General features: G+C 64.9%; 19 protein-coding genes. 14 read left to right on the top strand and 5 right to left on the bottom strand.

The window, feature by feature from the left end; translation table 11 throughout:
* Positions 1 to 298 precede the first annotated feature (298 nt).
* The 3 genes from BUS12_RS23115 (at position 299) to BUS12_RS23105 (ending at position 6,256) form a co-directional block, all read left to right on the top strand.
* Positions 299 to 1,228 carry a DMT family transporter gene (locus BUS12_RS23115; protein ID WP_083640729.1) on the top strand — a complete coding sequence of 310 codons (930 nt, stop codon included), beginning with the start codon at positions 299 to 301 and terminating at the stop codon, positions 1,226 to 1,228.
* Between the two features lie 179 nt (positions 1,229 to 1,407).
* Positions 1,408 to 4,926, top strand: coding sequence for a chromosome segregation protein SMC (gene smc, locus BUS12_RS23110; protein WP_074299648.1), 3,519 nt, complete (start codon positions 1,408 to 1,410; stop codon positions 4,924 to 4,926).
* 100 nt (positions 4,927 to 5,026) lie between these two features.
* Positions 5,027 to 6,256, top strand: a complete 1,230-nt coding sequence (locus BUS12_RS23105; protein WP_074299646.1) for a cell division protein ZipA C-terminal FtsZ-binding domain-containing protein — start codon at positions 5,027 to 5,029, stop codon at positions 6,254 to 6,256.
* 177 nt (positions 6,257 to 6,433) lie between these two features.
* On the opposite strand, the gene BUS12_RS23100 is transcribed toward BUS12_RS23105, so the two are convergent.
* Positions 6,434 to 7,282: a hypothetical protein gene (locus tag BUS12_RS23100; protein ID WP_253190193.1), complete on the bottom strand. Its 849-nt coding sequence runs from the start codon at positions 7,280 to 7,282 to the stop codon at positions 6,434 to 6,436.
* Between the two features lie 228 nt (positions 7,283 to 7,510).
* Between BUS12_RS23100 and ligA the strand changes: the two genes are divergently transcribed.
* Complete coding sequence (gene ligA / locus BUS12_RS23095; protein ID WP_074299644.1) at positions 7,511 to 9,562, top strand: NAD-dependent DNA ligase LigA; 2,052 nt, start codon at positions 7,511 to 7,513, stop codon at positions 9,560 to 9,562.
* Entirely contained in the window at positions 9,559 to 10,092 is a 534-nt protein-coding gene (gene def, locus BUS12_RS23090; protein WP_074299642.1) for a peptide deformylase, read from the top strand. Before ligA ends, def begins: the two co-directional genes overlap by 4 nt.
* Positions 10,093 to 10,244: 152 nt before the next feature.
* Here def and BUS12_RS39820 read toward each other — a convergent pair whose 3' ends face one another.
* The 4 genes from BUS12_RS39820 to map all read right to left on the bottom strand — a co-directional run bounded on the left by BUS12_RS39820 (position 10,245) and on the right by map (position 15,742).
* A complete protein-coding gene (locus BUS12_RS39820; protein ID WP_367117655.1) occupies positions 10,245 to 11,258 on the bottom strand; it encodes a pseudouridine synthase in 1,014 nt (337 codons plus the stop codon).
* Positions 11,255 to 12,181, bottom strand: a complete 927-nt coding sequence (locus tag BUS12_RS39815) for a hypothetical protein (RefSeq protein ID WP_367117654.1) — start codon at positions 12,179 to 12,181, stop codon at positions 11,255 to 11,257. The genes BUS12_RS39820 and BUS12_RS39815 overlap by 4 nt, the downstream gene beginning before the upstream one ends.
* 136 nt (positions 12,182 to 12,317) lie before the next feature.
* Complete coding sequence (locus tag BUS12_RS23080) at positions 12,318 to 14,897, bottom strand: [protein-PII] uridylyltransferase (protein WP_074299638.1); 2,580 nt, start codon at positions 14,895 to 14,897, stop codon at positions 12,318 to 12,320.
* A gap of 29 nt (positions 14,898 to 14,926) precedes the next feature.
* A complete protein-coding gene (map, locus tag BUS12_RS23075; protein ID WP_074299636.1) occupies positions 14,927 to 15,742 on the bottom strand; it encodes a type I methionyl aminopeptidase in 816 nt (271 codons plus the stop codon).
* 463 nt (positions 15,743 to 16,205) lie between these two features.
* Here map and rpsB point away from each other — a divergent pair, with 463 nt between their 5' ends.
* The 9 genes from rpsB to bamA all read left to right on the top strand — a co-directional run bounded on the left by rpsB (position 16,206) and on the right by bamA (position 26,234).
* Positions 16,206 to 16,958, top strand: a complete 753-nt coding sequence (gene rpsB, locus BUS12_RS23070; RefSeq protein ID WP_074299634.1) for a 30S ribosomal protein S2 — start codon at positions 16,206 to 16,208, stop codon at positions 16,956 to 16,958.
* A 166-nt stretch (positions 16,959 to 17,124) separates the two neighbouring features.
* A complete protein-coding gene (tsf, locus tag BUS12_RS23065) occupies positions 17,125 to 18,006 on the top strand; it encodes a translation elongation factor Ts (RefSeq protein WP_074299632.1) in 882 nt (293 codons plus the stop codon).
* A gap of 211 nt (positions 18,007 to 18,217) precedes the next feature.
* Complete coding sequence (gene pyrH, locus BUS12_RS23060) at positions 18,218 to 18,931, top strand: UMP kinase (protein ID WP_074264280.1); 714 nt, start codon at positions 18,218 to 18,220, stop codon at positions 18,929 to 18,931.
* A 98-nt stretch (positions 18,932 to 19,029) separates the two neighbouring features.
* Positions 19,030 to 19,590: a ribosome recycling factor gene (gene frr / locus BUS12_RS23055; RefSeq protein ID WP_074299630.1), complete on the top strand. Its 561-nt coding sequence runs from the start codon at positions 19,030 to 19,032 to the stop codon at positions 19,588 to 19,590.
* A gap of 64 nt (positions 19,591 to 19,654) precedes the next feature.
* A complete protein-coding gene (locus BUS12_RS23050) occupies positions 19,655 to 20,437 on the top strand; it encodes an isoprenyl transferase (RefSeq protein WP_074299628.1) in 783 nt (260 codons plus the stop codon).
* A complete protein-coding gene (locus tag BUS12_RS23045) occupies positions 20,431 to 21,252 on the top strand; it encodes a phosphatidate cytidylyltransferase (RefSeq protein WP_074299626.1) in 822 nt (273 codons plus the stop codon). Before BUS12_RS23050 ends, BUS12_RS23045 begins: the two co-directional genes overlap by 7 nt.
* A gap of 10 nt (positions 21,253 to 21,262) precedes the next feature.
* Entirely contained in the window at positions 21,263 to 22,468 is a 1,206-nt protein-coding gene (locus BUS12_RS23040; RefSeq protein ID WP_074299624.1) for a 1-deoxy-D-xylulose-5-phosphate reductoisomerase, read from the top strand.
* Positions 22,469 to 22,475: 7 nt separating this feature from the next.
* Complete coding sequence (gene rseP, locus BUS12_RS23035) at positions 22,476 to 23,864, top strand: RIP metalloprotease RseP (RefSeq protein ID WP_074299623.1); 1,389 nt, start codon at positions 22,476 to 22,478, stop codon at positions 23,862 to 23,864.
* Between the two features lie 66 nt (positions 23,865 to 23,930).
* Positions 23,931 to 26,234, top strand: coding sequence for an outer membrane protein assembly factor BamA (bamA, locus tag BUS12_RS23030; RefSeq protein WP_074299621.1), 2,304 nt, complete (start codon positions 23,931 to 23,933; stop codon positions 26,232 to 26,234).
* The last annotated feature ends 43 nt before the right edge of the window (positions 26,235 to 26,277 follow it).

The raw sequence follows: 26,277 nt of genomic DNA, 5'->3' as shown, positions 1-26,277 counted from the left end.
ACACGCGCGGTGGCGACAATCACGGTGGTACGGTGAAAGAACGGGCACCAGCAGCGGACCGACGATTATAGCGTGGCGCAAGGCCGCGCGGGCCGGGCCCTTGCAGCGCGGCGCAGGTCAGGATGGCCGCGGCGGCCTGGCCGTGGCCGGTGTCGCAAGCGGGAAGCGGCCGGGGTGAAAAGGCCGGCGCAAATAGAACAGGAGAGGCAATGCAGTGGGGAGTTGAGGGCAAAACGGGTCTTGCAGCACGGCGGGCCGGCGCGCGCAGGAACAGGAGCGCCCGGTCATGAACGGCTCGATGAACAACTGGATCCGCACGAGCTGGCCGACGCTCGCCATCATGCTGGGCGCGTCGGTGTGGGGCATGATCTGGTATCCGTTGCGCATGCTGGCCGCGCTCGGCGTGACCGGCACGGCCGCGAGCGCGCTGACGAGCGGCGCCGGCTGCCTGTTCGTGCTGCTGGTGCGCCACCGCGCCATCCGCACGGTGCGCTGGCACTGGCTGCTGCCCGCCCTGGCGCTGGCGGCCGGGGTCACCAATCTCGGCTTCGTGTGGGGCTCGATCCACGGCCAGGTGATGCGCGTCCTGCTGCTCTTCTATCTCACCCCGGCATGGACCGCGCTGTTCGCGCATTTCATTCTGCATGAACGCCTGACGTGGACGGGCGCCGCGCTCGCGGCGCTGTCGCTGGCGGGCGCCATGGCGATGCTCTGGTCGCCGCAGATCGGCTTGCCGGTGCCGGCCAGTCTGGCCGAGTGGGGCGGGCTGGTGGGTGGCATGGGCTTCGCCATGAGCAACGTGTTGATCCTGAAGACGAGCCGGGATCTGCCCGAGATGAAGGCGGAAATGCGCACGGCGACGATTTTCGGCGGCGCGGCGATCTTCGGCGCCTGTGCGTCGCTATTCGAAGCAATGCCCAACCCGCCCACCGGCGCGCATCTCGGCACGGCGGCGCTACTGGTCATGGGCCTCGGTTTCCTGCTGGCGTCGAACAATATGCTGGTGCAATACGGCGTGGCGCGCATTCCGGCCAACCGGGCGTCGATCATCATGCTGTTCGAGATCGTGGTGACGGCGCTCTCCGCGTGGCTTTTTGCCGGCGAGATGCCCGGCCCGCGCGAATGGACGGGCGGCGCGTGCATCGTGCTGGCGTCCGCGCTGTCGAGCTGGGTGCATCGCACGCGCAGCCAGTCCGGAAGCGGGGCGGCGCATCAATCGGCCGCCTGAGCGCCAGAATGGCTCACGGGCGATGGTATGATTGCCCCTGCTTGCCGATGCGCGCCTTGCGGGGCGTGTGCGGCGTCCGTATCGCGGGGCTGGCAGGGGTCGTTTCGCCGTAGCGGCGAACGGCTCGCGCGGCCCTTGCGGTCCACCTTTATTTTCCCTTTTCAATCAGCGATATCGCCGTGCGTCTGACCTCGATCAAACTCGCTGGCTTCAAGTCATTCGTCGATCCCACGCATTTCCAGGTTCCGGGCCAGCTTGTCGGCGTGGTCGGTCCCAATGGTTGCGGCAAGTCCAACATCATCGACGCCGTGCGCTGGGTGCTCGGCGAATCGCGCGCCTCCGAGCTGCGCGGCGAGTCGATGCAGGACGTGATCTTCAACGGCTCCACCGCGCGCAAGCCGGGTAGCCGCGCCAGCGTCGAACTCGTGTTCGACAACGCCGACGGCCGCGCCGCCGGCCAGTGGGGGCAGTATGCCGAAATCGCCGTCAAGCGCGTGCTGACGCGCGACGGCACTTCGAGCTACTACATCAACAACCTGCCGGCGCGCCGCCGCGACATTCAGGACATCTTCCTCGGCACCGGCCTCGGGCCGCGCGCCTACGCCATCATCGGACAGGGCATGATCGCCCGCCTGATCGAGGCGAAGCCGGAAGAGCTGCGGGTGTTTCTCGAAGAAGCCGCCGGGGTGTCGAAGTACAAGGAACGCCGCCGCGAAACCGAGAGCCGCCTGCACGACACGCGCGAGAATCTGACGCGGGTGGAAGACATCGTCCGCGAACTCTCGACGAACCTGGAAAAGCTCGAAGGCCAGGCCGTCGTCGCGACCAGATTCAAGGAGCTGCAGGCCGACGGCGAAATGAAGCAGCGCCTGTTGTGGCTGCTGCGCAAGAACGAAGCCGGCGGCGAGCAGGAACGCCAGCAACGCGCCATCGAACAGGCGCAGATCGACCTCGAAGCGCACACCGCGAAGCTGCGCGAAGTCGAAGCGCAACTGGAGACGCTGCGGGTCGCGCACTACTCGGCGAGCGACGCCATGCAGGGCGCGCAAGGCGCGCTCTATGAAGCGAACGCCGAAGTCAGCCGCCTCGAAGCCGAGATCAAGTTCATCGTCGAGTCGCGCAACCGCGTGCAGGCGCAGATTGCCGCGCTGACCGCGCAGCGCGAGCAGTGGCTCTCGCAGGCGCAGAAGGCGCAAGGCGATCTCGAAGACGCCGAAGAACAACTGGCCGTAGCGGAAGAGAAAGCCGCCCTTGCCGAAGACGAAGCCGCGGCGAAGCACGACGCCATGCCGGCGCTCGAAGCGCGCTGGCGCGATGCGCAGACGCAACTGAACGAAGAGCGCGGCGGCATTGCCCAGACCGAGCAGGCGCTCAAGCTCGAAGCGGCCCACCAGCGCAACGCCGACCAGCAACTGCAGCAGTTGCAGCAGCGTCATGAGCGGTTGAAGTCGGAAGCGGGCGGTCTCGACGCGCCCAATGAAGCCCAGCTCGAAGAGCTGCGCATGCAGCTGGCCGAAAACGAAGAGATTCTGCACGACGCGCAAACGCGCCTCGCCGATGCCCAGGAGACGCTGCCGCGTCTCGATGGCGAACGGCGCAGCGCGCAGGAACGCGTGCAGGCGGAAACCGCGCAGATTCATCAGCTTGACGCGCGGCTCGCGGCCCTCAAGCAGTTGCAGGAAAACGTCCAGACCGAAGGCAAGATCCAGCCCTGGCTCGAGAAGCACGAGCTGAACAGCCTGCCGCGTCTGTGGAAGAAGCTGCATGTCGAAGCCGGTTGGGAAACCGCCCTCGAAGCCGTGCTGCGCGAGCGGCTCGCGGCGCTCGAAGTGTCGAATCTCGACTGGGTCAAGGCGTTCGCTACCGATGCGCCGCCCGCCAAGCTCGCGTTTTATGCACCGCCGCTGGCGGCTGCGCCGGTGGCGAATGCTTCTACGCTGCGCCCGCTGCTGTCGCTGGTGCGCATCGACGACGCCGGTTTGCGCGCAGTCCTGAACGATTGGCTCGGCCTCGCCTTCGTGGCCGACGATCTGGCCCAGGCGCTGGCGATGCGCTCGCAACTGCCCGAGGGCGGTTCGTTTGTCGTCAAGGCCGGCCACGTGGTGACGCGGGTCGGCGTGCAGTTGTACGCCGCCGATTCGGAGCAGGCCGGCATGCTGGCGCGTCAGCAGGAAATCGAGAACCTGACGCGCCAGGTGCGCGCCCAGGCGCTGCTCGCGGATGAAGCCAAGTCCGCGGCGATTCGCGCCGAGGCCGCTCATACGCAGGCCTCGCAGACCTTGACGGACGTGCGCCAGCAAGCCGAGCGTGCAACCCAGCGCGTGCACGCGTTGCAGATGGATGTGCTCAAGCTCACCCAGGCGCATGAGCGCTACATGCAGCGCAGCACGCAGATCCGCGAGGAACTCGAGGAAATCACCGGCCAGATCGACGAGCAGCGCGCGCTGCGCGGCGACTCGGAGGCGAACTTCGAACGTCACGACGCGGAGCTGGCCGAGTTGCAGGCGCGTTTCGAAGACAACCAGTTGGCTTTCGAAGCCTTCGACGAAGAACTGACCGCCGCGCGCGCACAGTCGCGCGATCTCGACCGGGGCGCCACCGACGCGCGCTTTGCCGCGCGCAACATGGCGAACCGCATCGACGAGCTGAAACGCAGCATCCAGGTCGCACACGAGCAGAGCGAGCGCGTGGCGGCCTCGCTGGAAGACGCGCGCGCCGAGCTCGAAACGATCAACGAGCAGACGGCGCATACGGGTCTGCAGGGCGCGCTCGAAATTCGCGCGGTCAAGGAAGAGGCGCTGCATGCCGCACGTCTCGAACTCGACGACCTGACCGTCAAGCTGCGCGCTCTCGACGAGACGCGTCTCACTGCCGAGCGCGCGCTGCAGCCGCTGCGCGACCGCATCACCGAACTGCAGCTGAAGGAACAGGCCGCGCGCCTGAACGCGGAACAGTTCATCGAACAGCTCGCCGCAGCGGGTGTCGACGAGGCCGAATTGCAGGCCCGACTGACGCCCGATATGAAGCCGTCTTACCTGCAAGGCGAAGTAACGCGGTTGAACAACGCCATCGCCGCGCTCGGTCCGGTCAACATGGCCGCGCTGGACGAACTGAAGGCCGCCACCGAGCGCAAGAGTTTCCTCGATGCGCAGTCGGCCGATCTGAACAGCGCGATCGAAACGCTCGAAGACGCGATCCACAAGATCGACCAGGAAACCCGCACGCTGCTGCAGGGGACCTTCGATCAGGTGAACCAGCACTTCGGCGAACTGTTCCCGCGTCTCTTCGGCGGCGGTCAGGCAAAGCTGATCATGACCGGCGACGAAATTCTCGATGCCGGCGTGCAGGTGATGGCCCAACCGCCGGGCAAGAAGAATTCGACGATTCACCTGCTGTCGGGCGGCGAGAAAGCGCTGACCGCGACCGCGCTGGTGTTCGCGATGTTCCAGCTGAATCCTGCGCCGTTCTGTCTGCTCGACGAAGTGGACGCGCCGCTCGACGACGCCAACACGGAGCGCTTTGCCAATCTCGTGCGTGCGATGTCGGACAAGACCCAGTTCCTGTTCATTTCGCACAACAAGATCGCGATGGAAATGGCCCAGCAACTGATCGGCGTGACGATGCAGGAGCAGGGCGTGTCGCGGATCGTCGCGGTCGACATGGAAACGGCCGCGGGTTTCGCCCAGAATATCGTTTGAGTTCGGACGGCGCCGGTCTGCGCCCCCGCTGCGGCTTCGTTGCCGCGCGGCGCAGACCTCGTGGCGCCGCGCAAACAGAAGAATTGCTGATGGAGCATGCATGGACGAGTTGACACTCGGTTTGATCGGCGCGGGTGCCGTGGTGGTCGGGGGCGTGGTGGTGTACAACGCATGGCAGGGCGCGAAAGTGCGCCGCCGCATGCCGCGGCCAATGCCGGCCGACACCGCCGAAGCCTTTGCACGGGACGATCAGGAAGAACAAAGCCCGTTCATCGAACCGGCCAGACCCACTCAGCGGCGCGAGCCTGTGTCCGACGATGCGGGCGATAGCGGATCGCGCGTCGAACCCACCTTCGGCACGGCAGCGCCGCTCGATACGCCGGCGGATATCCAGGCCGAGACGACGACGCCGAACGGTTTCCCCGAGGCGGGGGGCGAGGCTGCTGCAGGCGGCGTCGACGACCCGGTCGAGCCGATCCTGCCCGCTGCGACCACGATCTCCTCGGCACCGCCGGCCATTGTGGACCGGCGCATCGATTGCATCGTGCCGATTCGCCTCGCCGGCCCGCTGGCGGGCGACAAGGTGATTCCGCTGGCGCAGCGTCTGCGCCGTGCAGGCAGCAAGCCGGTGCACATCGAAGGCAAGCCGGAAGGCGGCGGCGCCTGGGAACTGCTGCAGAACGGCGTGCGCTACGAAGAACTGCGCGCCGCGGCGCAACTGGCCAACCGCAGCGGACCGCTCAACGAACTGGAGTTCTCCGAGTTCGTCACCGGCGTGCAGCAGTTCGCCGATGCGATCGACGCAGCGCCCGAATTCCCCGACATGATGGAGACGGTGGCGATGGCGCGTGAACTGGACGGTTTCGCCGCCCAGTGCGACGCGCAACTGTCGATCAACGTCTTGTCCGATGGCGCGCCGTGGTCGGCCAACTACGTGCAGGCCGTGGCCTCGCAGGACGGCCTGCTGCTCTCGCGCGACGGCACCCGCTTCGTGAAGCTCGACGCGAAGCAGAGCCCGGTGTTCATGCTGCAGTTCGGCGATACCAATTTCCTGCGCGACGACCTCACGTATAAGGGCGGCCAGATGATCACGCTGGTGCTCGACGTGCCGGTGGCCGACGAAGACATCCTGCCGTTCCGTTTGATGTGCGACTACGCGAAGTCGCTGTCCGAGCGGATTGGCGGCCGGGTGGTGGACGATGGCCGTCGTCCGTTGCCGGAGACCGCGCTGCTGGCGATCGAGAAGCAACTGATGACCTTGTACGCGAAACTCGAGCAGGCGGGGATTCCGGCCGGCTCGCCGGCTACGCGGCGGTTGTTTAGCCAGTAGGCTGCGGCCACTGGGGCTACTGTTGCCACTGCCACTGCCACTGCCACTGCCACTGCCACTGCCACTGCCACTGCCACTGCCGCGCGACGCGTGCCTCGCCGTCTGATGCAGCAGCGGCGCCGCGTGTGTGGCGGATATTCCCCCAGGAGGCGTCGTTGCACAGCAACTGCGCCTCAATCAACTCACCTCCTTCGGCCAGTCCGCACCGCTGATCCACGCCTTCAGCGCGGCCACCACCGCTTCATCCTGACCATAAAAACCGTGATGCCCCATCGCCTCGCATGGGTTGCCGCGCGCGCTTCCTCCGCTGACCGCGATCAGATCGTGGCCGTCCTCCGCGATACGCTTCGCCGCGCTGAACGAACAGAGAAAACAGCCGTCGTCGACGTGATGAACGAAGAGCTGCCGCGCATGGATCTCGCCGTAGTTGAAGCCGGCCAGCGGCAGCGCCTGACCTCGTGACGGCGTGCTTAGCGTCGACGTGTGGATCACGGCGTCCCAGGTATCGGGCAGCGCCCGTCCAAGGAACGCCGAGGAAATCGTGCCGCGGCTCGTGCCGACGAGCACCAGCCTGGCCGCCGGGAAGCGGGTGCGCAGGTCGGCCGCGACGCGGGCCACATCCTGAGCATGCCGCGGCGACGCGCGAAACGCGTCCGAGTAGCCGCTGGGCTGGTCGGACGGGGCGTCGACGAGTGCAGTCGCAAAGCGGTCGTCGACGATCAGCGTGCGTGCCCGTACGAGAAAATTGTTCTTCAGACGCAGGCTGATGGCGCCGTCGCTAGCCTGCGCAAGTTGCAGGTCGCCGTCGCCACCGGCGAACATCACGAGGATCCAGTCGGGGTGACTGCCGTCCTTTTGCGTCAGCAGATAGGCGATCGACGCGTTGTCGGCCACGGCCACGCTGACCACCTGTTCCAGCGCGCAGGCGGGCGCTGCGTGCAGGAGGCTCAGCAGAGCGCAGAACGTCATGGCGAGCGAAGCCAGCCGGTTGAGGCTATGTCTGATTGCCGTTGTCAGATTGCGCATGCTCGTTCCTGTGTTGAGTGGGCCGGTGCGGCGTCTTGCTTACCCGCTTACGGTCGCATCGCGCCGCAGGCGTGTCAATGCGGCGCGGGGGACGTTAGCCGTTCGGCCAGGATCGACGGCATGGGTGGGTGAGAAGGCGCACGAAACTGGCCATCCGGCCAATGTCCACGGCAGGCGGTTCCTGCGATAATCTGAGGTCTGAATTTCACCGGCGAATCTTCCGATAGCATGGCTCGAACTAGTGTCCCCAACCCTGCAAGCAGCGCCCCGGCGGAACGTGCCGTGTGGTTGCGCGCGGAACTCGAACGCGCGAACCACGCGTACTACGTACTCGACCAGCCGGACCTGCCGGACGCGGAATACGACAAGCTCTTCAAGGAGCTGCAACAGATCGAAACGGAACACCCGGATCTGATCACACCGGACTCGCCTACCCAGCGCGTCGGCGGCGAGGTCGCGAGCGGCTTCAATCCGGTGGTGCACGACCAGCCCATGCTGTCGTTGAACAACGGTTTTGCCGACGAAGATATCGCCGCGTTCGACAAGCGCGTGGCCGACGCGCTCGGCAAAACGCCGGTCAGCTACGCGTGCGAACTCAAGTTCGACGGACTGGCTATTTCGCTGCGCTATGTGGACGGCCGCTTCGTGCAGGCCTCCACGCGCGGCGACGGCGCCACGGGCGAAGACGTCACGGAGAATGTCCGCACGATCCGCTCCATTCCGCTCACGCTCAAGGGCAAGCGCGTGCCGAAGCAACTGGACGTGCGCGGCGAAGTCCTGATGTTCAAGCGCGATTTCGACCGCATGAACGAACGGCAGCGCACGGCAGGGCTCAAGGAATTTGCGAACCCGCGCAACGCGGCGGCCGGCAGCTTGCGCCAGCTCGATCCGAAGATCACGGCGCAGCGTCCGTTGTCGTTCTTCGCTTACGGCATTGGCGTGCTCGATGGCGAGCCGATGCCGGCAACCCACAGCGCGTTGCTCGACTGGTATGCCGAGTTGGGCTTGCCGGTCAATGGCGAGCGGGCGGTGGTAGAGGGCGCTGAAGGGCTGCTGGGGTTCTTCCGCGCGGTGGGTGAGAAGCGCGACGCGCTGCCGTATGACATCGACGGCGTGGTGTACAAGGTCAACGCCCGCGAAGAGCAGGACGCGCTCGGCTTCGTGTCGCGCGCGCCGCGCTTCGCGCTGGCGCATAAATTCCCGGCGCAGGAAGCGCTGACGAAGCTGCTGGCGATCGACGTGCAGGTTGGCCGCACCGGTGCGATCACACCTGTGGCGCGTCTCGAGCCGGTGTTCGTCGGCGGTGCAACTGTGACGAATGCCACGCTGCACAACGAGGACGAGGTGCGGCGCAAGGACATCCGCATTGGCGATACGGTGATCGTGCGGCGGGCCGGCGACGTGATCCCCGAGGTGGTGAGCGCGCTCATGGAACGCCGCCCGGCGGATGCCAGCGAGTTCGTGATGCCCACGCAGTGCCCGGTGTGCGGCTCGGCCATCGAACGCCTGCCTGATGAAGCCATTGCCCGTTGCACCGGCGGCCTGTTCTGTCCGGCCCAGCGCAAGCAGGCACTGTGGCACTTCGCGCAGCGCCGCGCGCTCGACATCGACGGGCTCGGCGAAAAGATCATCGACCAACTGGTCGAACTGAACCTGGTGCGCACGCCGGCCGACCTGTTCAACCTTGGCTTTGGGACGCTCGCCGAACTCGACCGCTTCGCTGAAAAGTCCGCGCAGAACCTGCTGGACTCGCTCGAGAAGGCCAAGCACACCACGCTGGCCCGCTTCCTTTACGCACTCGGGATTCGTCAGGTTGGAGAATCGACGGCGAAGGACCTGGCCAGGCACTTCGGCTCGCTTGATCCGATCATGAACGCCACGCTCGAAGAACTGCTGGAAGTCAACGACGTGGGGCCGGTGGTGGCCGAGTCGATTCATCAGTTTTTCGCCGAAGAGCACAACCGCACGGTGATCGAGCAGTTACGGGCGCCGGGCAGGGTGACGTGGACGGAGGGTCCGCCCGCGCCGAAGGCGCCGCAAGGGGTGCTGGCCGGCAAGACGGTCGTGCTGACCGGCACCTTGCCGACTCTGGCGCGTGAAGAGGCGAAGGAAATGCTCGAAGCGGCGGGCGCGAAGGTGGCCGGTTCGGTGTCGAAGAAAACCGATTACGTGGTCGCGGGGGCAGACGCGGGCAGCAAACTTGCCAAAGCTGAGGAACTCGGCGTCCCCGTACTCGACGAAGATGGTATGCGTAAGCTCCTGGAGGGGCAGATAACATGATCCGCGAAATTCTCAAGATGGGTGATCCGCGCCTTTTGCGTATCGCCGCCCCGGTCGACCATTTCGACACCCCCGAGTTGCATGCCCTCGTGCAGGACATGTTCGAAACCATGCACGACGCGAACGGCGCGGGGCTCGCTGCGCCGCAGATCGGCGTCGACCTGCAGGTGGTGATTTTCGGCTTCGGCCACAACGAACGCTATCCGGATGCGCCGCCGGTGCCGGAAACGGTCCTGATCAATCCGACCATTACGCCGGTGTCGCAGGACATGGAAGAGGGCTGGGAAGGCTGCCTGTCGGTGCCGGGATTGCGTGGCGCCGTCAGCCGTTTCTCGATGATCCGCTATCACGGCTTCGATCAGTACGGCAAACCGATCGATCGCGTCGCCGAAGGCTTCCACGCACGCGTCGTGCAGCACGAGTGCGATCACCTGATCGGCAAGCTGTATCCGATGCGGATCAACGACTTTGCGAAGTTCGGCTTCACCGAAGTGCTGTTCCCGGACCTGGATCCGAATAGCGACGATTGAGCGGGTAGGGGTTGTATGACCGTGTGCGCCGGCGTTAGTAGCGACCTCGGTGCTCCGCAGAAAAAAAGCCCATGCATCTGCATGGGCTTTTTCACGTTGGCTGGCTCTTCCTTGCCGCGCTTTACGCCTCGGCGCTCAACGCGTGCGCACGATCAGAACGACTCATCCGCCGACAGATAACGCCACTGACCCGGCGGCAACGCGCCAAGCGGTACGCTGCCCATCCGCACGCGCTTCAAGCCAACCACTTCCAGGCCGACCAGTTCGCACATGCGGCGAATCTGCCGCTTCTTGCCCTCGCGCAACACGAAGCGCAATTGCTCGCTGTTCTGCCAGCTTACTTTGGCGGGCTTGAGCGGCACGTCGTCGAGTTCGAGGCCGTGACGCAGCAGCTCGAGACTTTCGAGCGGGAAGTGCTGGTCGATCCCGGCCGTCATCTCGCCGTAAGTCACGCGGACCAGATACTCCTTCTCGACTTCCGAATGACCGCCGATCAGCCGCTTGGCAATCCGGCCGTCCTGGGTCAGTACCAGCAGCCCGGTGGAGTCGATGTCGAGCCGGCCCGCCGGGGCGAGCTGACGCAGATGCGACACCGAGAAGCGGATGTCCGAGTGGTCGCCTTCCCAGCGGTTGTCCGGCGTGACGAGCGTGACGGCGGGCTGATAGCCGTCTTCAGCCTGTCCCGAGACGTAGCCCACCGGTTTGTTGATGAGGATCGTGACGAGGCGCGCCTGGATCGCCTGAGCTGCTGGATCGATCTCGATGCGCTGATCGGGGCGGACCTTGGAGCCGAGGGTGTCGATGGTTTGACCGTCGACCTTTACCCAGCCGTTTTCGATCCATTCGTCGGCTTCGCGACGCGAGCAGAGGCCGAGCTCCGACATCAGCTTGGAGAGGCGCAAGGTGCCGGGTGCGTCGTCGTGGTCGCGGCGATGGGCGGCCGGGCGCGGCGCGGATTCTTCCGAACGGGTGGGTCTCGCTCCCGGTGCTGCGCCGCGCGGGGCCTTGTCGGCGCGGGCCGGACGCTCGCTGCGTACGCCGCGCTCCGGGCGCTCCGCATGCTCTGCACGCGCCGGCCGGTCGCCGAAGCCGCGTGCGGCAGGTGCGCGCGTGCCGCGATCGTCGCGCGGAGCACGCTCCGGGCGATCACCGTAGGCACGCTTCACGGGTGACGCGAACGGGCGCTCGCCGCGTTCCTTCGAAGTCGGACGCTCGTCGCGGCCGCCGGCCGGACCCCGCCGCGCGCTTTCGTCGCGCGGCGCCCGGTCGAACGTGCGGCGCGGCTCGGCGCCTGCGCGGTCAGCGCCAAAGCGGGGCCGCTCGGATGTGCTGCCGGGACGGCGTGTGTCGTCTGCTCCGCGCGGGCCCCGGGGGCCACCGGCGGCCGGACGACGCGAGCTGTCATCGCGCGCGAAGCGTGCCGGCCGCTCGCCACGGTCGCCTTCAGCGCGGCGTGGCGCGCCGCCGGGGCCTTCACGGCGCGGCGGGCGTTCGGTCCGATCGCCTTCGGTACGGCGAGGTGCACCCGCAAAACCTTCGCGGCGCGGCGGGCGTTCAGTACGTTCGCCCTCGGCGCGGCGCGGTGCGCCGGCGAAACCTTCGCGCCGGGGTGGGCGCTCGGTGCGCTCGCCTTCAAATTTGCGCGGTGCGCGCTCAGTCCGATCGCCCTCGGCGCGGCGCGGCGCGCCCGCAAAACCCTCGCGTCGGGGTGGGCGCTCGGTCCGATCACCTTCAAATCTGCGCGGTGCGCGCTCAGTCCGATCGCCCTCGGCGCGACGCGGCGCACCAGCAAAGCCTTCACGGCGCGGCGCACGCTCACCACGTTCACCACGTTCACCACGTTCACCACGTTCACCACGTTCACCCTCAAACCTTCGCGGCGCGCCGCCTGCCTCGTCGCGGCGCGGCGGCCGATCCGACGGCGCACGCCGTGCAGCGCCGCCGCTGCCCGCATCGCGTTCGCGCGAAAACGAGCCTTCAGCGCGGGCCGGCCGCGCACCGCTTGGCGCGCGGCTTGCGCCGCCCGCAGCGCCCGCGGGCTTGCCCGCCGGCCGTTTGCCGGCGCCGGCCGGTGCCCTTTCTCGTTCACCGGCGGCCGGTGTGGCGGGCCGCGGCCCGGCAGGGCGCGTCGGCTTACGCGCGGTCGTACTGCCCGAGCGAACAGGGGCGCGTTCGGACGAAGCCGACCGCGGATGCTTGGCTGTCAATTTGACTCGCATGGAATCTCACACTGCGATCGCGCGCAGCAGTTCGGTTTCGACCTGAATTTGCAGGCGGTTGTCCGAGAGGCCGCGTCCGTCCAGCAGGAACACGTCCTCTACGCGTTCGCCGAGCGTATTGATCCGCGCCGATTGGACGCCGACCTGGTGCTCGGCCAGCACGCGCGCGATCGAATAAAGAAGGCCTGGCCGGTCGTTCGCCGACACGGACAGGATGTAGTACTGGCCACGGTCGTCAGCCCGAAGGTCGACGCGCGGCGTAACAGGGAAGGTCCGCGACAGGCGCGACAAGCGCCCCTTCGACGGCTCCGGCAACAGGGTGCCGTCCGCCGTGAGGCGTGCGGTCAGTTCCTGTTCGACCAGATTGGCGATGTCGCGATAATGCACGTCTTCTTCGGTGTGCTGGACGATGAAGTTGTCCAGCGCGTAACCGTGACGAGTCGTGCTCACGCGGGCATCGAGAACCGACAGCGCGTTCTTGTCGAAATACGCGCAAATGCCGGCAAACAGGTCAGGGCGGTCCTTGACGTAGACCAGCACCTGCAGCGCTTCGCCGACCGGCGACGGGCGAGCCCGGACTATCGGTGTGGGCGTTTCGACATGGCGGTACAGCACGCGCGTTTGCCACGCGATGTCCGCCGCGTCGTGACGCAGGAAGTAGCCGACGTCGAGCTTCTCCCACAGCGCCTCATGGGCGCTGTCGGGCACCGTTTCGAGCCGCAGCAGCGCGAGCGCTTCTTCCTGGCGCGACTTCAGTTCGGAGTGGGCGTCGGGACGCGCGCCTCCCAGCACGGCCAGCGTAGCCCGATACAGGTCTTCGAGGAGCTTGCCCTTCCAGCCGTTCCAGACCTTTGGGCTGGTGCCGCGAATGTCGGCGACGGTCAGCAGGTAGAGCGCCGTCAGGTGCCGCTCGTTGCCGACCAGTTCCGCAAACCGTTTGACGACCTCCGGATCGCTCGTGTCCTGTTTCTGCGCGACCTGGCTCATGGTCAGATGGTGCTGGACCAGCCACACCGCCAGTTCGCCGTCGCCGTTGTCCATGCCGTGTTCGCGGCAGAAACGGCGGGTGTCGGCCATGCCGAGCGTCGAATGATCGCCGCCGCGGCCCTTGGCGATGTCATGGAACAGCGCGGCCACGTACAGCACCCATGGGCGCTCGAAGTTGGCGATCAACTGGCTGCAGAACGGGTATTCGTGGGCGTGCTCCGCGACCGCAAAACGGCGCAGGTTGCGCAGCACCATCAGGATGTGCTGGTCGACCGTGTAGACGTGATACAGGTCGTGCTGCATCTGCCCGACAATGCGGCGGAAGTTCAGCAGGTAACGTCCCAGCACGCTGGTCTGGTTCATCAGGCGCAGCGCGTGGGTGATCCCGGCGGGCTGCTTGAGGATTTCCATGAACAGGCGCCGGTTTTCCGGGTCGCGGCGCCAGTGCTGATCCATCAGGTCGCGCGCGTTGTAGATTGCCCGCAGCGTGCGCGCCGACAGGCCCTTCACGCCGGGCGTCTGCTCGTATAGCAGGAAGGCTTCGAGGATGGCGTTCGGTTCGCGCTCGAACACGTCGTCGCGGGCGATTTCCAGCATGCCCTGTTTCTCGACGAAGCGGTCCGACAACACGCGCGTGATGCCGCTCGTGTTCGGGAACAGTTGCGCCTCGATGTTCTGGATCAGAATCGTCGCCAACTGGGTGACCGCCTTGGCGGCCCAGTAATAACGACGCATCAGCTGTTCGCTGGCGCGCTTGGTGGCGGTCGGCTTGTAGCCGAAGCTTTCGGCCACGGCCGTCTGCAGGTCGAATACGAGGATGTCCTGGCGGCGCCCTGCAATCACGTGCAGCCGGGCGCGCAGCGCTTTCAGAAAGCCTTCGTTACGCTCCAGCTCGCGCGCTTCGCGCTCGGTAATCAGGCCGCGCGTTTCCAGCTCTTGCCAACTGCTGCCGAAACCGGCCGCCTGGGTGACCCACAGGATCAGCTGCAGGTCGCGCAGGCCGCCGGGGCTTTCCTTGATGTTCGGCTCGAGCGCGTAGGGCGTGTCCTGGAACTTGGCGTGCCGCTGGCGCATTTCCAGCACTTTTGCCTGGAAGAACGCTCGCGGATCCAGCGCGGCGCGATAGCGCTGCGCGAAGTCGTCGAACAGCGGCGCACTGCCCGTAATGCGGCGCGCTTCCAGCAAGGAGGTGCGCACGGTGACGTCGTTGGCCGCCTCTTCGAGGCACTGCGAGACGGAGCGCACGCTGCTGCCGAGTTCCAGTCCCAGATCCCACGCGAGGCTGATAAAGCGTTCGATGCGCGCTTCCAGATGAGCGACCGGCTGATCGGGCAGCAGCACCAGGATGTCGATGTCCGAATGCGGCGCGAGCTCGCCGCGCCCGTACCCGCCGACCGCCAGCAGCGCGAGCGAGGGCGGCATGTCGCAGGCGTTCCATGCGCCGCGCAGCGACTCGTCGGTCGTGCGTGCGAGCGCACCCATCAACGATTCGACGTTGGTAGCCAGCTTGAAGCGTTCCAGCGACTTGGCTTTGGCCACCTTGTAGTCCGCCTTGAGCGACGTGGCATCGGAATGGGCGACGGCTGGAACACTGCTCATGGGCGCGCGCGAGTGGGAACTCAGGACCGTCAGGCCGTGGTGGCCGAAGCGACGACCGGCGGCCGCGCCGGCGTGCCGGCCGAGACCGTCAGCACCTCATAGCCGCTCGCGGTGACGAGCACCGTGTGCTCCCACTGCGCGGACAGGCTGCGGTCCTTGGTCTTCACGGTCCATTGATCCGGCATGGTGCGGATATCGCGACGGCCGGCGTTGATCATCGGCTCGATCGTGAAAATCATGCCCTGCTGCAGTTCGATGCCCGTGCCCGGACGGCCGTAGTGCAGGACTTGCGGGTCTTCGTGAAACACCGTGCTGATGCCGTGGCCGCAATATTCGCGCACCACGCTGTAGCCTTGCCCCTCGGCGTGGCGCTGGATCGCATGGCCGATGTCGCCGAGATGCGCGCCGGGCCGGACCTGGTCGATACCGAGCCACATGCACTCGAAGGTGGTCTGCACGAGCCGCTTCGCGAGAATCGAGCCTTCGCCGACGATGAACATGCGGCTCGTATCGCCGAAGTAGCCTTCCTTGATCACCGTGACGTCGATATTCAGCGCATCGCCGTTCTTGAGCGTCTTGTCGCCCGGGATGCCATGGCAGATCACGTCGTTGACCGAAATGCAGGTGGCCTTTGGATACGGCGGGTAGCCGGGCGGCTGATAATTGAGCGGCGCCGGCACCGTGCCCTGTTCCTTCAGCATGTATTCGTGACACAGGCGGTCGAGCTCGCCGGTAGTGATGCCGGCGGCGACGAACGGGGTAATGTAGTCGAGCACTTCGCTTGCGAGGCGGCAGGCGACGCGCATCTGCGCGATATCGTGTTCGTTTTTGAGCGTAATAGCCATGAGTCGGGCCTGAAATGCGATTATTTGAAGATTATCGCACCATATTCCTGCGTTCGCAGGGTTTTGAGAGAGCGTTGGCCGATTGGACAAGGGGTACTCCCCCGGTTCTCCCCCTTCGGGCAGGTGCAACCCGCTCACCGGATTAGGGGCTACCGGGCAGGTTGAGTCTGCCGATAGTCACGTGCTATAATCTCTGGCTAAGTCGCTCCACATTATTTGATTTTGTGGAAAAGACTGGCTCATAGCGATAGTTGCCTGCGCTATGAGGCGTTTTCAGGTTGTGCTGGGGCGGTGCTCTCCTTTGGTGGTGGGCGCCGTGGCAAATGCAGCGGCACAACCCAAGGCAGCAGACTCGCAAGCCGGCAGCACCCAGGGTGTCCGCCGCGTCAGGTCCTCGCAGATGGCGAAGACGGCGCGGCAGATACGGCCGCCGGCTTAAGACCCAACCCTAGCGGAGATTTTCATGGCAGTTACCATGCGTCAAATGCTGGAAGCAGGTGTCCACTTCGGTCACCAAACGCGCTTCTGGAACCCGAAGATGGCCCCCTTCATTTTCGGCCATCGCAACAAGATTCACATCATCAACCTCGAAAAGACGCTGCCGATGTACAACGACGCACTGAAGTATGTGCGTCAGCTGGCAGCAAACCGCGGCACGATCCTGTTCGTCGGCACGAAGCGTCAATCGCGCGACACGATCGCCGAAGAGGCACAACGCGCTGGCATGCCGTTCGTCAACGCACGCTGGCTCGGCGGCATGCTGACCAACTTCAAGACGCTGAAGGTTTCGATCAAGCGCCTGAAGGACATGGAAGCAGCGCTGGAAGCCGGTGAAACGGAACGCATGAGCAAGAAGGAAGCGCTCCTGTTCGAACGCGAAATCGCCAAGCTGCAAAAGTCGATCGGCGGCGTGAAGGACATGGGCGGCATTCCGGACGCAATTTTCGTGGTCGACGTCGGTTACCACAAGATTGCTGTGACGGAAGCGAACAAGCTCGGCGTGCCGGTTATCGCTGTGGTCGACACGAACCACTCGCCGGAAGGCATCGACTACGTGATCCCGGGTAACGACGACGCCAGCAAGGCCGTCGCCCTGTACACGCAAGGCGTGGCTGACGCGATCCTCGAAGGCCGTGCAAACGCGGTCAACGAAGTGGTGCAGGCTGCACGTGGTGGTGACGGCGACGAGTTCGTCGAGGTCAACGCGGAAGCGTAAAGCTGCCCTGTGTCCGGCAAAAAAGGGGGCTTTCTACAGGCCCCCTTTTTTTAAGTCATGACACCTGGCCAGGGCGCGAGAAAAATTCGCGCCATGCGGAAACGAATTCTTGCCGCCGGCATCGAAGTGCGGGCGGTGTGTGAAAGACAGACTCAAGGAGCGAATGATGGCGGCAATTACCGCAAGCATGGTTGCAGAACTGCGCGCGAAGACCGATGCGCCGATGATGGAATGCAAGAAGGCGCTGACGGAAGCCGAAGGCGACATGGAGCGTGCTGAAGAGCTGCTGCGTGTGAAGCTCGGCAACAAGGCCAGCAAGGCCGCTTCGCGCGTGACGGCTGAAGGCGTGATCTCGTCGTTCATCGGCGGCAACGTCGGTGCAATCGTCGAACTGAACTGCGAAACCGACTTCGTTTCGAAGAACGACGACTTCCTGGCTTTCTCCAAGCAGATCGCCGAACTGGTCGCCAAGCAAAACCCGGCTGACGTCGCTGCGCTGGCAGCGCTGCCGCTGGAAGGCTCGACGGTCGACGCAGTGCGCCTCGCGCTGGTCGGCAAGATCGGCGAAAACCTGTCCATCCGCCGTTTCGTGCGCTTCGAGACCGCCAACCAGCTGGCTGCGTACCTGCACGGCACGCGTATCGGCGTGCTGGTCGAGTACACCGGCGCGGACGAGCAGGTCGGCAAGGACGTCGCCATGCACATCGCGGCCATGAAGCCGGTCTCGCTGTCGTCGGACGAAGTGCCGGCCGATCTGATCGCCAAGGAACGCAGCATCGCGGAACAGAAGGCCGCTGAATCGGGCAAGCCGGCTGAAATCGTCGCGAAGATGGTCGACGGCAGCGTGCAGAAGTATCTGAAGGAAGTGTCGCTGCTGAACCAGACGTTCGTTAAGAACGACAAGCAGACGATCGAGCAGATGCTGAAGGCAGCAGGTTCGAGCGTGCAGAAGTTCGCGCTGTTCGTGGTCGGCGAAGGCATCGAGAAGAAGCAGGACGACTTCGCAGCCGAAGTGGCCGCCCAAGTGGCTGCTGCAAAGCAACAATAAGCTTCACCGCAATACCGTTGGACCCGCGGCGGGGCAAGACCCTGCCGCGGTCGGCGGCGCCGCAAGGCTGCCTGCGGGTTGACCCTCGCCGTGCAGCCGCCTCTGGCGAACCCTGGGGTTCGTCAATTTGGCGACGCTTGCCCGAATCAGCATTTCACCCCTACAGTTAGTTCCTTGTTGTTGCCCTGTTCTGCGCGATCTGGATACCCCTATGCCCACTGCCTATAAACGCGTCCTGCTCAAACTCTCCGGTGAAGCTCTGATGGGCGATGATGCCTTCGGCATCAATCGCGCGACGATCGAAAGAATGGTGGCGGACGTGGCCGAGGTCGTGCGGCTCGGTACGCAACTGGCTGTCGTGATCGGCGGCGGCAATATTTTCCGTGGTGTGGCAGGCGGTGCGGCGGGCATGGACCGCGCAACGGCCGACTACATGGGGATGCTCGCCACCATGATGAACGCGCTGGCGCTGCAGGACGCGATGCGCCACGCCGGTATCGAGGCGCGCGTGCAGTCGGCGCTGCGCATGGACCAGGTGGTCGAGCCGTATATCCGCCCCCGGGCGATCCGCCAGCTTGAAGAAGGCAAGGTCGTGATTTTCGCGGCCGGCACGGGTAACCCGTTCTTCACGACGGACACCGCGGCTGCGCTGCGCGGCTCGGAAGTCGGCGCGGAAGTCGTGCTGAAGGCCACCAAGGTGGACGGCGTGTATTCGGCCGACCCCAAGAAGGACCCGACGGCCACGCGCTACACAACGATCAGCTTCGACGAGGCGATTGGCCGCAATCTGCAGGTGATGGACGCCACGGCTTTCGCGCTGTGCCGCGACCAGAAGCTGCCGATCCGCGTGTTTTCTATCGTCAAGCCAGGTGCGCTGAAGCGCATTGTGCAAGGCGAGGACGAGGGTACCCTCGTCCACGTGTAAACTCTCGTTCACATAACGTGGGCTTTAACGCGGGCCCGGGCCGCCGCTGTACGCGCGCTGGCCGGCTCGCACCGTTTTGAAGGTTCGGAGGTTTAAAAATGTCTGTGGCTGATATCAGGAAGGGCGTCGAGCAGAAGATGCAGCGCTCGATCGACGCGTTCAAGAACGATCTGTCGAAGATCCGCACGGGCCGTGCGCACACGGGCCTGCTCGATCACATCCAGGTCGACTATTACGGCTCGCCGGTGCCGATCTCGCAGGTCGCGAACCTGACGCTGATCGACGCCCGTACGATCGGCGTGCAGCCGTGGGAAAAGAAGATGGTGCCGGTCGTCGAAAAGGCGATCCGCGAATCCGATCTGGGCCTGAACCCGGCTACGCAAGGCGACGTGATCCGCGTGCCAATGCCCGCGCTGACCGAAGAGCGCCGCCGCGAACTGACCAAGGTCGCGCGCAGCGAAGCGGAAACGGCCAAGATTGCGGTGCGCAACCTGCGCCGCGACGCCAACGAGCAATTGAAGAAGCTCGTGAAAGACAAGGAAATCTCCGAAGACGACGAGCGTCGTGCCGGCGACGACGTCCAGAAGCTGACGGACAAGTTCGTGTCGGAAATCGACAAGCTCGTGACGACCAAAGAAGCCGAGATCATGACGGTCTGAGGCCGTCAGGCTCCAGCATCTTCAGGTCTTTACTTCTTTTTTTGCAGTCACTGTCCCGACGGCCATGACCTATACCAGCTCAACCGTTCGCGTGCCTGATGTCGCGGCGGTGCCGCGACATATCGCGATCATCATGGACGGCAACGGCCGTTGGGCAACGCAGCGCCGCCTGCCGCGCGTGGCAGGCCATACGCGCGGCGTCGACGCGGTGCGTGCCGCCGTCGAGGCGTGCGCACGGTCCGGCGTCGAATATCTGACGCTGTTCGCCTTCAGCTCCGAGAACTGGCGCCGTCCGAACGACGAAGTGTCGTTCCTGATGCGCCTGTTCGTGACCGCGCTGGAGCGCGAGATCGGCAAGCTGCACGCCAACGGCATTCGCCTGCGCGTGGTCGGCGACCTGGCGATGTTCGACAAGCGCATCCAGGATCTGATCCGCCGCGCCGAGACCAAAACCGCCCGCAATACCCGTCTTACGCTGACCATCGCCGCCAACTACGGCGGCCGCTGGGACATCATGCAGGCCACCCGCAAGCTGGCCGAGCAATCGGCGCAGGCCGGCGAGGCCGTCGAGATCAACGAGGAATCGTTCGCCGAGCACCTCGCCATGGCGTACGCGCCGGAGCCCGATCTCTTCATCCGGACCGGCGGCGAGCAGCGCATCAGCAACTTCCTGCTGTGGCAACTGGCCTACACCGAGTTCTACTTCACCGATACCTTCTGGCCGGATTTCGACGCCGAGGCGCTGCGCCACGCGATCGATTCGTATGCGGAGCGCGAACGCCGCTTCGGCCGCACCAGTGCTCAGCTCGAGCCGCAATCGCAAAACGTCGATTCGCTTCCATGCTAAAAACCCGTGTTATCACGGCGATCGTCCTGCTGGCTGTGTTCTTGCCGGTCACGCTGTTCGCGCCGGTGGGCGCGTTCGGCGCGTTGATCGCGTTCGTGCTCGTCTTTGCCGCGTGGGAATGGGCGCGCCTGCTGAAAGTGGGCGGCGTCGGCCCGGTCGTCTACGCTCTCGTTGCGGCGGTGGCGTTGGTGGCGAGCACGCGGCTCGGCACCGAGGTGCATCCGCCGCGTTCCCTGCTGCAGGCCGCCGCGGTCTTCTGGGTGCTGGCCGGACCGTACGTCCTGTTGCGCAAACCGGCGCTCGCGCAGGGCGCCTGGCGCCTGTTCCTGTTTCTTGCCGGAATTGTGGTGTTCGTCGCCTGCTGGCATGCGCTCGTGGCGGCACGCGCCAAGGGTGTCCCGTTCGTTCTGTCCCTGCTGCTGGTGGTCTGGCTGGCCGATATCGGCGCATACTTTGCGGGTAAGGCGTTCGGTCGGCACAAGCTGGCGCCCGCCATCAGCCCCGGTAAGACCTGGGAAGGCGCCGTCGGCGGCTGGCTGGCTGTCGTGATCGTCGCGTCAGCGGCTATAGTGCTGCATGCGTTCGAACCGACCCTGTATTCCGCATTGCTGGGGCGCCTCGGCGCTGTCCGCACGCTGGTCGTCCTGACGGTTCTGGTGGTGTTCAGCGTCGTCGGCGATCTGTTCGAATCGCTGTTAAAACGTCAGGCCGGCGTCAAAGATTCCAGCGGCCTGCTGCCGGGACACGGTGGCGTCCTTGACCGCATCGATGCACTATTGCCGGTGCTGCCGCTCGCAATGCTGCTGCTCGGCTAGAGAAAGAGATATGCAAAAACGTCTGACACTGCTCGGTTCCACGGGCTCGATTGGAGACAGCACGCTCGACGTCGTCGCGCGTCATCCCGAGCGCTTTTCGGTCTACGCGCTGACCGCGCATCGCAACGGCGACAAGCTCGTCGAACAATGCCTGCGCTTTCATCCCGAAGTGGCGGTGGTCGGCGATGCCGCTACCGCGGCGCAGGTCGCCGCGAAGCTGCGCGAGGCCGGCTGCAAGACCGAGGTGAGCTACGGTCCGCAGGCGCTCGTCGACGTCTCGAAGAGCGACGCTTGCGATACGGTCGTGGCGGCGATCGTCGGCGCAGCGGGGCTCGCCCCGACCCTGGCCGCCGCGCGCGCCGGCAAGCGCATTCTGCTCGCCAACAAGGAAGCGCTGGTGATGTCCGGCGCGATCTTCATGGACGCGGTACGCGATCACGGCGCCGTGCTGCTGCCGGTCGACAGCGAACACAACGCCATCTTCCAGTGCCTGCCGCGCGAGGCCGCGTTGCACGGTGGCGTGTCGAAGATCATCCTGACCGCGTCGGGCGGCCCGTTCCGCACGCGCGAGCCGGCGAGTCTCGTCAACGTCACGCCTGACGAAGCCTGCAAGCATCCGAACTGGGTCATGGGCCGCAAGATTTCGGTCGATTCGGCGACGATGATGAACAAGGGCCTCGAAGTCATCGAGGCGCACTGGCTGTTCGCGCTGCCGGGCGAGCGCATCGAAGTGCTGATTCATCCGCAGAGCGTGATTCATTCCATGGTGTCGTACGCCGACGGCTCGGTGCTCGCGCAGCTCGGCAATCCCGACATGCGCACGCCGATCGCTCATGCGCTTGCGTTCCCCGAGCGTGTCGATTCCGGCGTGGCCCAGCTCGATCTCGTGCAGGTCGCGTCGCTGTCGTTCGAAAAGCCCGATTACGCGCGCTTCCCGTGTCTCGCGCTGGCCATGAAAGCGCTTGCCGAGGGCGGCATTGCGAGTGCGGCGTTGAATGCCGCCAACGAGATCGCCGTCGAAGCGTTCCTTGCCCGCAAGATCGGCTTCATGGCGATTGCCCAGGTGGTCGACGCGGTGCTGAACGCGCTGCCCAACCGCAGCGCCCAGGCGCTCGACGACGTGATCGAAGCCGACGCGGCCGCGCGCCGGGCGGCTGCCGACTTTATCCAGCGTTTGCCGCAAGACGCTCTTCGCGCGGAACGTGCCGTCCAGTGAGGCGATTATGAACCTGCTGATCGAACTGCTCGCCTTCGCGGTCGCGATCGGCGTGCTGGTGGTGGTTCACGAGTATGGCCACTACAGTGTCGCGCGTTTGTGCGGTGTGAAAGTGCTGCGCTTTTCGATCGGCTTCGGCAAACCGCTGGTTCAGTGGGTGAGTCCGAAGACAGGCACCGAATGGACCATTGCCGCGTTGCCGCTGGGCGGTTACGTGAAGATGCTCGACGAGCGCGAAGCGGGCGCGCCGATTCCCCCTGAAGCCTTGCCGCACGCCTTCAACCGCCAACACGTCGCGAAACGTTTTGCGATCGTCGCGGCCGGCCCGGTCGCCAATTTCATCCTGGCCATCGCGCTGTTCGCCGTTGTATTTGCCACCGGCGTGAGCGAGCCGGCTGCGATCGTCGCCGCGCCGACGCCGAATACGGCTGCCGCGCTCGCCGGCTTCGACGGCGGCGAGACGGTGGTCGGGGTGCGCAATCCGGACGGCGGTTCGAGCGAGCCGGTCCGTTCATGGTCCGACCTGCGCTGGAAGCTGCTGGGCGCCGCGTTCGATCATCGCCGCGTGATTCTGAGCGCCAAAGACAGCCATGGGACCTCTGACTTCCCACTGGATTTGCGCGACGTCGCGGAGAAGGATGTCGACGACGACTTCATGTCGCATCTGGGTTTCGAGCCGGGTGGCGGCAAGCTGATCGTGGCGGGCGTCCAGCCCGGCAGCGCCGCGCAACACGCGGGTCTCGCGGCGGGCGACCGCCTCGTGTCGATCGATGGTAAGCCGACCGACAATGCCACCGCCTTCATCGCCTATGTCAAGACGCACGCGGGTACGGCCATCACGCTGCAGGTCGAGCGTGACGGCGACGCGCAGCAGGCCGGCAAGACCGAAGCAATCCACGTCGTCCCGCTCGCGCAGCGCGACGACACCACCGGCGAGTCGATCGGCCGGATCGGCGCGGAACTGGCGACCCAGGTGCCGTCCATCGAGGTGCGCTACGGCCCGCTCGAGAGCCTGCAACTGGGCGCACACCGTACGTGGGATCTGGCCGCGTACTCGGTACGCATGTTTGGCAGGATGATTACCGGCGAGGCGTCGCTGAAAAACCTGTCAGGCCCGGTGACGATTGCCGACTACGCAGGCAAGAGTGCAAGGCTCGGTCCGTCAGCATTCCTGTCGTTCCTGGCCCTTGTCAGCATCAGTCTGGGCGTACTTAACCTACTCCCGATTCCGGTATTGGACGGGGGGCATCTGTTATATTATTTGGTTGAAGCTGCAACCGGCAAAGCGGTCTCCGACCGCTGGCAGCTCGTTCTCCAGAGAGCCGGGCTGGCCTGTATCGTCGCCTTGTCGGCGATCGCGCTTTTCAATGATCTGGCTCGTCTGATCCATTTTTAAAGTGTCTGTCGGCGCTCACGAAAGGCGGCCGTCTGGCCTGATTTAGCTATACATTGGGGAAGTACGTTGTTGAAACCTCATCGCTCGGTTCCTAAGACGGTAGCAGCCGCTGCGTTAGCGGCGCATGGACTGGTGGCTCACGCAACTTCGCCTTTCGTGGTGCGGGACATCCGCATTGAGGGTTTGCAACGCATCGAGCCCAGCACCGTGTTCGCCTACCTGCCCATCCGGGAAGGCGATACGTTCTCCGACGACAAGGCCTCCGAAGCGATTCGCGCGCTGTACGCCACCGGCTTCTTCAATGATGTGAGGGTCGTCGTCGAAGGCGACATCGTGATCGTCCAGGTGGTGGAGCGTCCGGCTATCGGCACAATCGACTTCACCGGTCTGCACGAGTTCGACAAGGACAACCTGATCAAGGCACTGCACTCGGTCGGGCTGTCGCAAGGCCGCTATTACGACAAGTCCCTGGCCGACAAGGCCGAACAGGAACTCAAGCGTCAGTATCTGACGCACGGCTACTACGCAGCCGAAGTCAAGACCACGGTTACGCCTATCGACCGCGATCGCGTCGCCTTGCTGTTTTCGGTGGAAGAAGGTCCGAGCGCGAAGATCCGCCAGATCAACTTCATCGGCAACAAGGTGTTCAGCAGCGGTACCTTGCTCGACGAAATGCAGCTGTCCACGCCGAACTGGTTCTCGTGGTACACGAAGAACGACCTGTACGCGAAAGACAAGCTGACCGGCGATCTGGAGAACGTTCGCTCGTACTACCTGAACCGCGGTTATCTCGAGTTCACGATCGATTCGACCCAGGTGTCGATCTCGCCGGACAGGAAAGACATGTACCTGACGGTCTCGCTGCATGAGGGCGAGCCGTACACGATTTCCGGCATTCATCTGGCCGGCAATCTGCTGGACCGTGAGGCCGAACTGGACAAGCTCGTCAAGATCAAGACCGGCGAGCGTTTTTCGGCCGAGAAGCTGCAGGCCACCACCAAGGCGCTCGTCGACAAGCTCGGCGAGTACGGCTATGCCTTCGCCACGGTGAATGCCTCGCCGCAGATCGACCCGCTGCACCATCAGGTCGACCTCACGCTGCAGATCGATCCGAGCCGCCGGGTGTATGTACGCCGCATCAACGTGGTGGGCAACACCCGCACGCGCGACGAAGTGGTGCGCCGCGAAATGCGCCAGCTCGAAAGCTCGTGGTTCGATTCGAACCGTCTCGCGCTGTCGAAGGATCGCGTGAATCGCCTCGGCTACTTCTCCGATGTCGACGTGACGACCGTGCCCGTGGAAGACACGCCGGACCAGGTGGATGTGAACGTCAAGGTCAAGGAAAAGCCGACCGGCTCGATCACGCTGGGTCTGGGCTACGGTTCGGGCGAAGGTCCGATCATTTCGGCGGGCGTCTCGCAGGACAACGTGTTCGGCTCGGGTACCAGCCTCGGGGTCAACATCAACACCGCGAAGACGTACCGCACGCTGACCGTCACGCAGATCGACCCGTACTTCACGGTGGACGGCATCAAGCGCATTACGGACGTGTACTACCGCACCCAGCAGCCGCTCTATTACTCTACGGATTCGAGCTTCAAGATCGTCACCATTGGCGGCGACCTGAAGTTCGGCATTCCGTTTTCCGAAGTCGATACGGTATATTTCGGCGCGGGCCTCGAGCAGAACCGGCTCGACGTCGACTCGGCGACGCCGCAAAGCTATCTGGACTACGTCAACGAGTTCGGCCGGGTGTCGGACAACGTGCCGATCACGGTGGGCTGGTCGCGCGACGCGCGCGACAGCGCGCTGGTGCCGAGCCGCGGTTACTTCACCCAGGCGAACGCGGAATATGGCACGCCGCTGGGCGGTACGCAGTATTACAAGGCTGATATCAACGCGCAGTACTATTATTCGTTTGCGCGTGGTTTCGTGCTCGGTTTCAACTTGCAGGGCGGCTATGGCAACGGCCTAGGCGGCAAGCCTTACCCGATCTTCAAGAATTACTATGCGGGCGGGATCGGCTCCGTGCGTGGCTACGAGCCAAGTTCGCTGGGCCCGCGCGACGTTTCGACGGGCGACCCGATCGGCGGTTCGAAGCTGCTGGCGGGCAGTATCGAATTGACGTTCCCGTTGCCGGGCACGGGTTACGATCGCACGCTGCGGGTCTTTTCGTTCCTCGACGCGGGTAATGTGTGGGGCGACGAGGGCAACAGCGTCGGTGCGAACGGCTTGCGGTACGGTTACGGCGTGGGGCTTGCGTGGATCTCGCCGATCGGGCCGCTCAAGCTGAGCCTGGGTTTCCCGCTGACGAAGCACGATGGCGACCAGTACCAGAAATTCCAGTTCCAGATCGGAACGGCATTCTGATTGGACGGTCCGGGCTATCCCCGGACCTCTTTACAGTATCGAG

The sequence above is a fragment of the Paraburkholderia phenazinium genome, from assembly GCF_900142845.1.
Classification (GTDB): domain Bacteria; phylum Pseudomonadota; class Gammaproteobacteria; order Burkholderiales; family Burkholderiaceae; genus Paraburkholderia; species Paraburkholderia phenazinium_A.
The sequence above is the reverse complement of the archived record's forward strand: the minus strand, read 5'-3'. Positions and strand labels throughout refer to the sequence as shown.

Bases quoted from the DNA above. Each gene is read 5' to 3' on its own strand.
- BUS12_RS23115 (WP_083640729.1), top strand. From the start codon at position 299: ATGAACAACTGGATCCGCACGAGCTGGCCGACGCTCGCCATCATGCTG.
- BUS12_RS23105 (WP_074299646.1), top strand. From the start codon at position 5,027: ATGGACGAGTTGACACTCGGTTTGATCGGCGCGGGTGCCGTGGTGGTC.
- BUS12_RS23100 (WP_253190193.1), bottom strand. From the start codon at position 7,282: ATGCGCAATCTGACAACGGCAATCAGACATAGCCTCAACCGGCTGGCT.
- ligA (WP_074299644.1), top strand. From the start codon at position 7,511: ATGGCTCGAACTAGTGTCCCCAACCCTGCAAGCAGCGCCCCGGCGGAA.
- def (WP_074299642.1), top strand. From the start codon at position 9,559: ATGATCCGCGAAATTCTCAAGATGGGTGATCCGCGCCTTTTGCGTATC.
- BUS12_RS23080 (WP_074299638.1), bottom strand. From the start codon at position 14,897: ATGAGCAGTGTTCCAGCCGTCGCCCATTCCGATGCCACGTCGCTCAAG.
- map (WP_074299636.1), bottom strand. From the start codon at position 15,742: ATGGCTATTACGCTCAAAAACGAACACGATATCGCGCAGATGCGCGTC.
- rpsB (WP_074299634.1), top strand. From the start codon at position 16,206: ATGGCAGTTACCATGCGTCAAATGCTGGAAGCAGGTGTCCACTTCGGT.
- tsf (WP_074299632.1), top strand. From the start codon at position 17,125: ATGGCGGCAATTACCGCAAGCATGGTTGCAGAACTGCGCGCGAAGACC.
- pyrH (WP_074264280.1), top strand. From the start codon at position 18,218: ATGCCCACTGCCTATAAACGCGTCCTGCTCAAACTCTCCGGTGAAGCT.
- frr (WP_074299630.1), top strand. From the start codon at position 19,030: ATGTCTGTGGCTGATATCAGGAAGGGCGTCGAGCAGAAGATGCAGCGC.
- BUS12_RS23050 (WP_074299628.1), top strand. From the start codon at position 19,655: ATGACCTATACCAGCTCAACCGTTCGCGTGCCTGATGTCGCGGCGGTG.
- BUS12_RS23045 (WP_074299626.1), top strand. From the start codon at position 20,431: ATGCTAAAAACCCGTGTTATCACGGCGATCGTCCTGCTGGCTGTGTTC.
- BUS12_RS23040 (WP_074299624.1), top strand. From the start codon at position 21,263: ATGCAAAAACGTCTGACACTGCTCGGTTCCACGGGCTCGATTGGAGAC.
- rseP (WP_074299623.1), top strand. From the start codon at position 22,476: ATGAACCTGCTGATCGAACTGCTCGCCTTCGCGGTCGCGATCGGCGTG.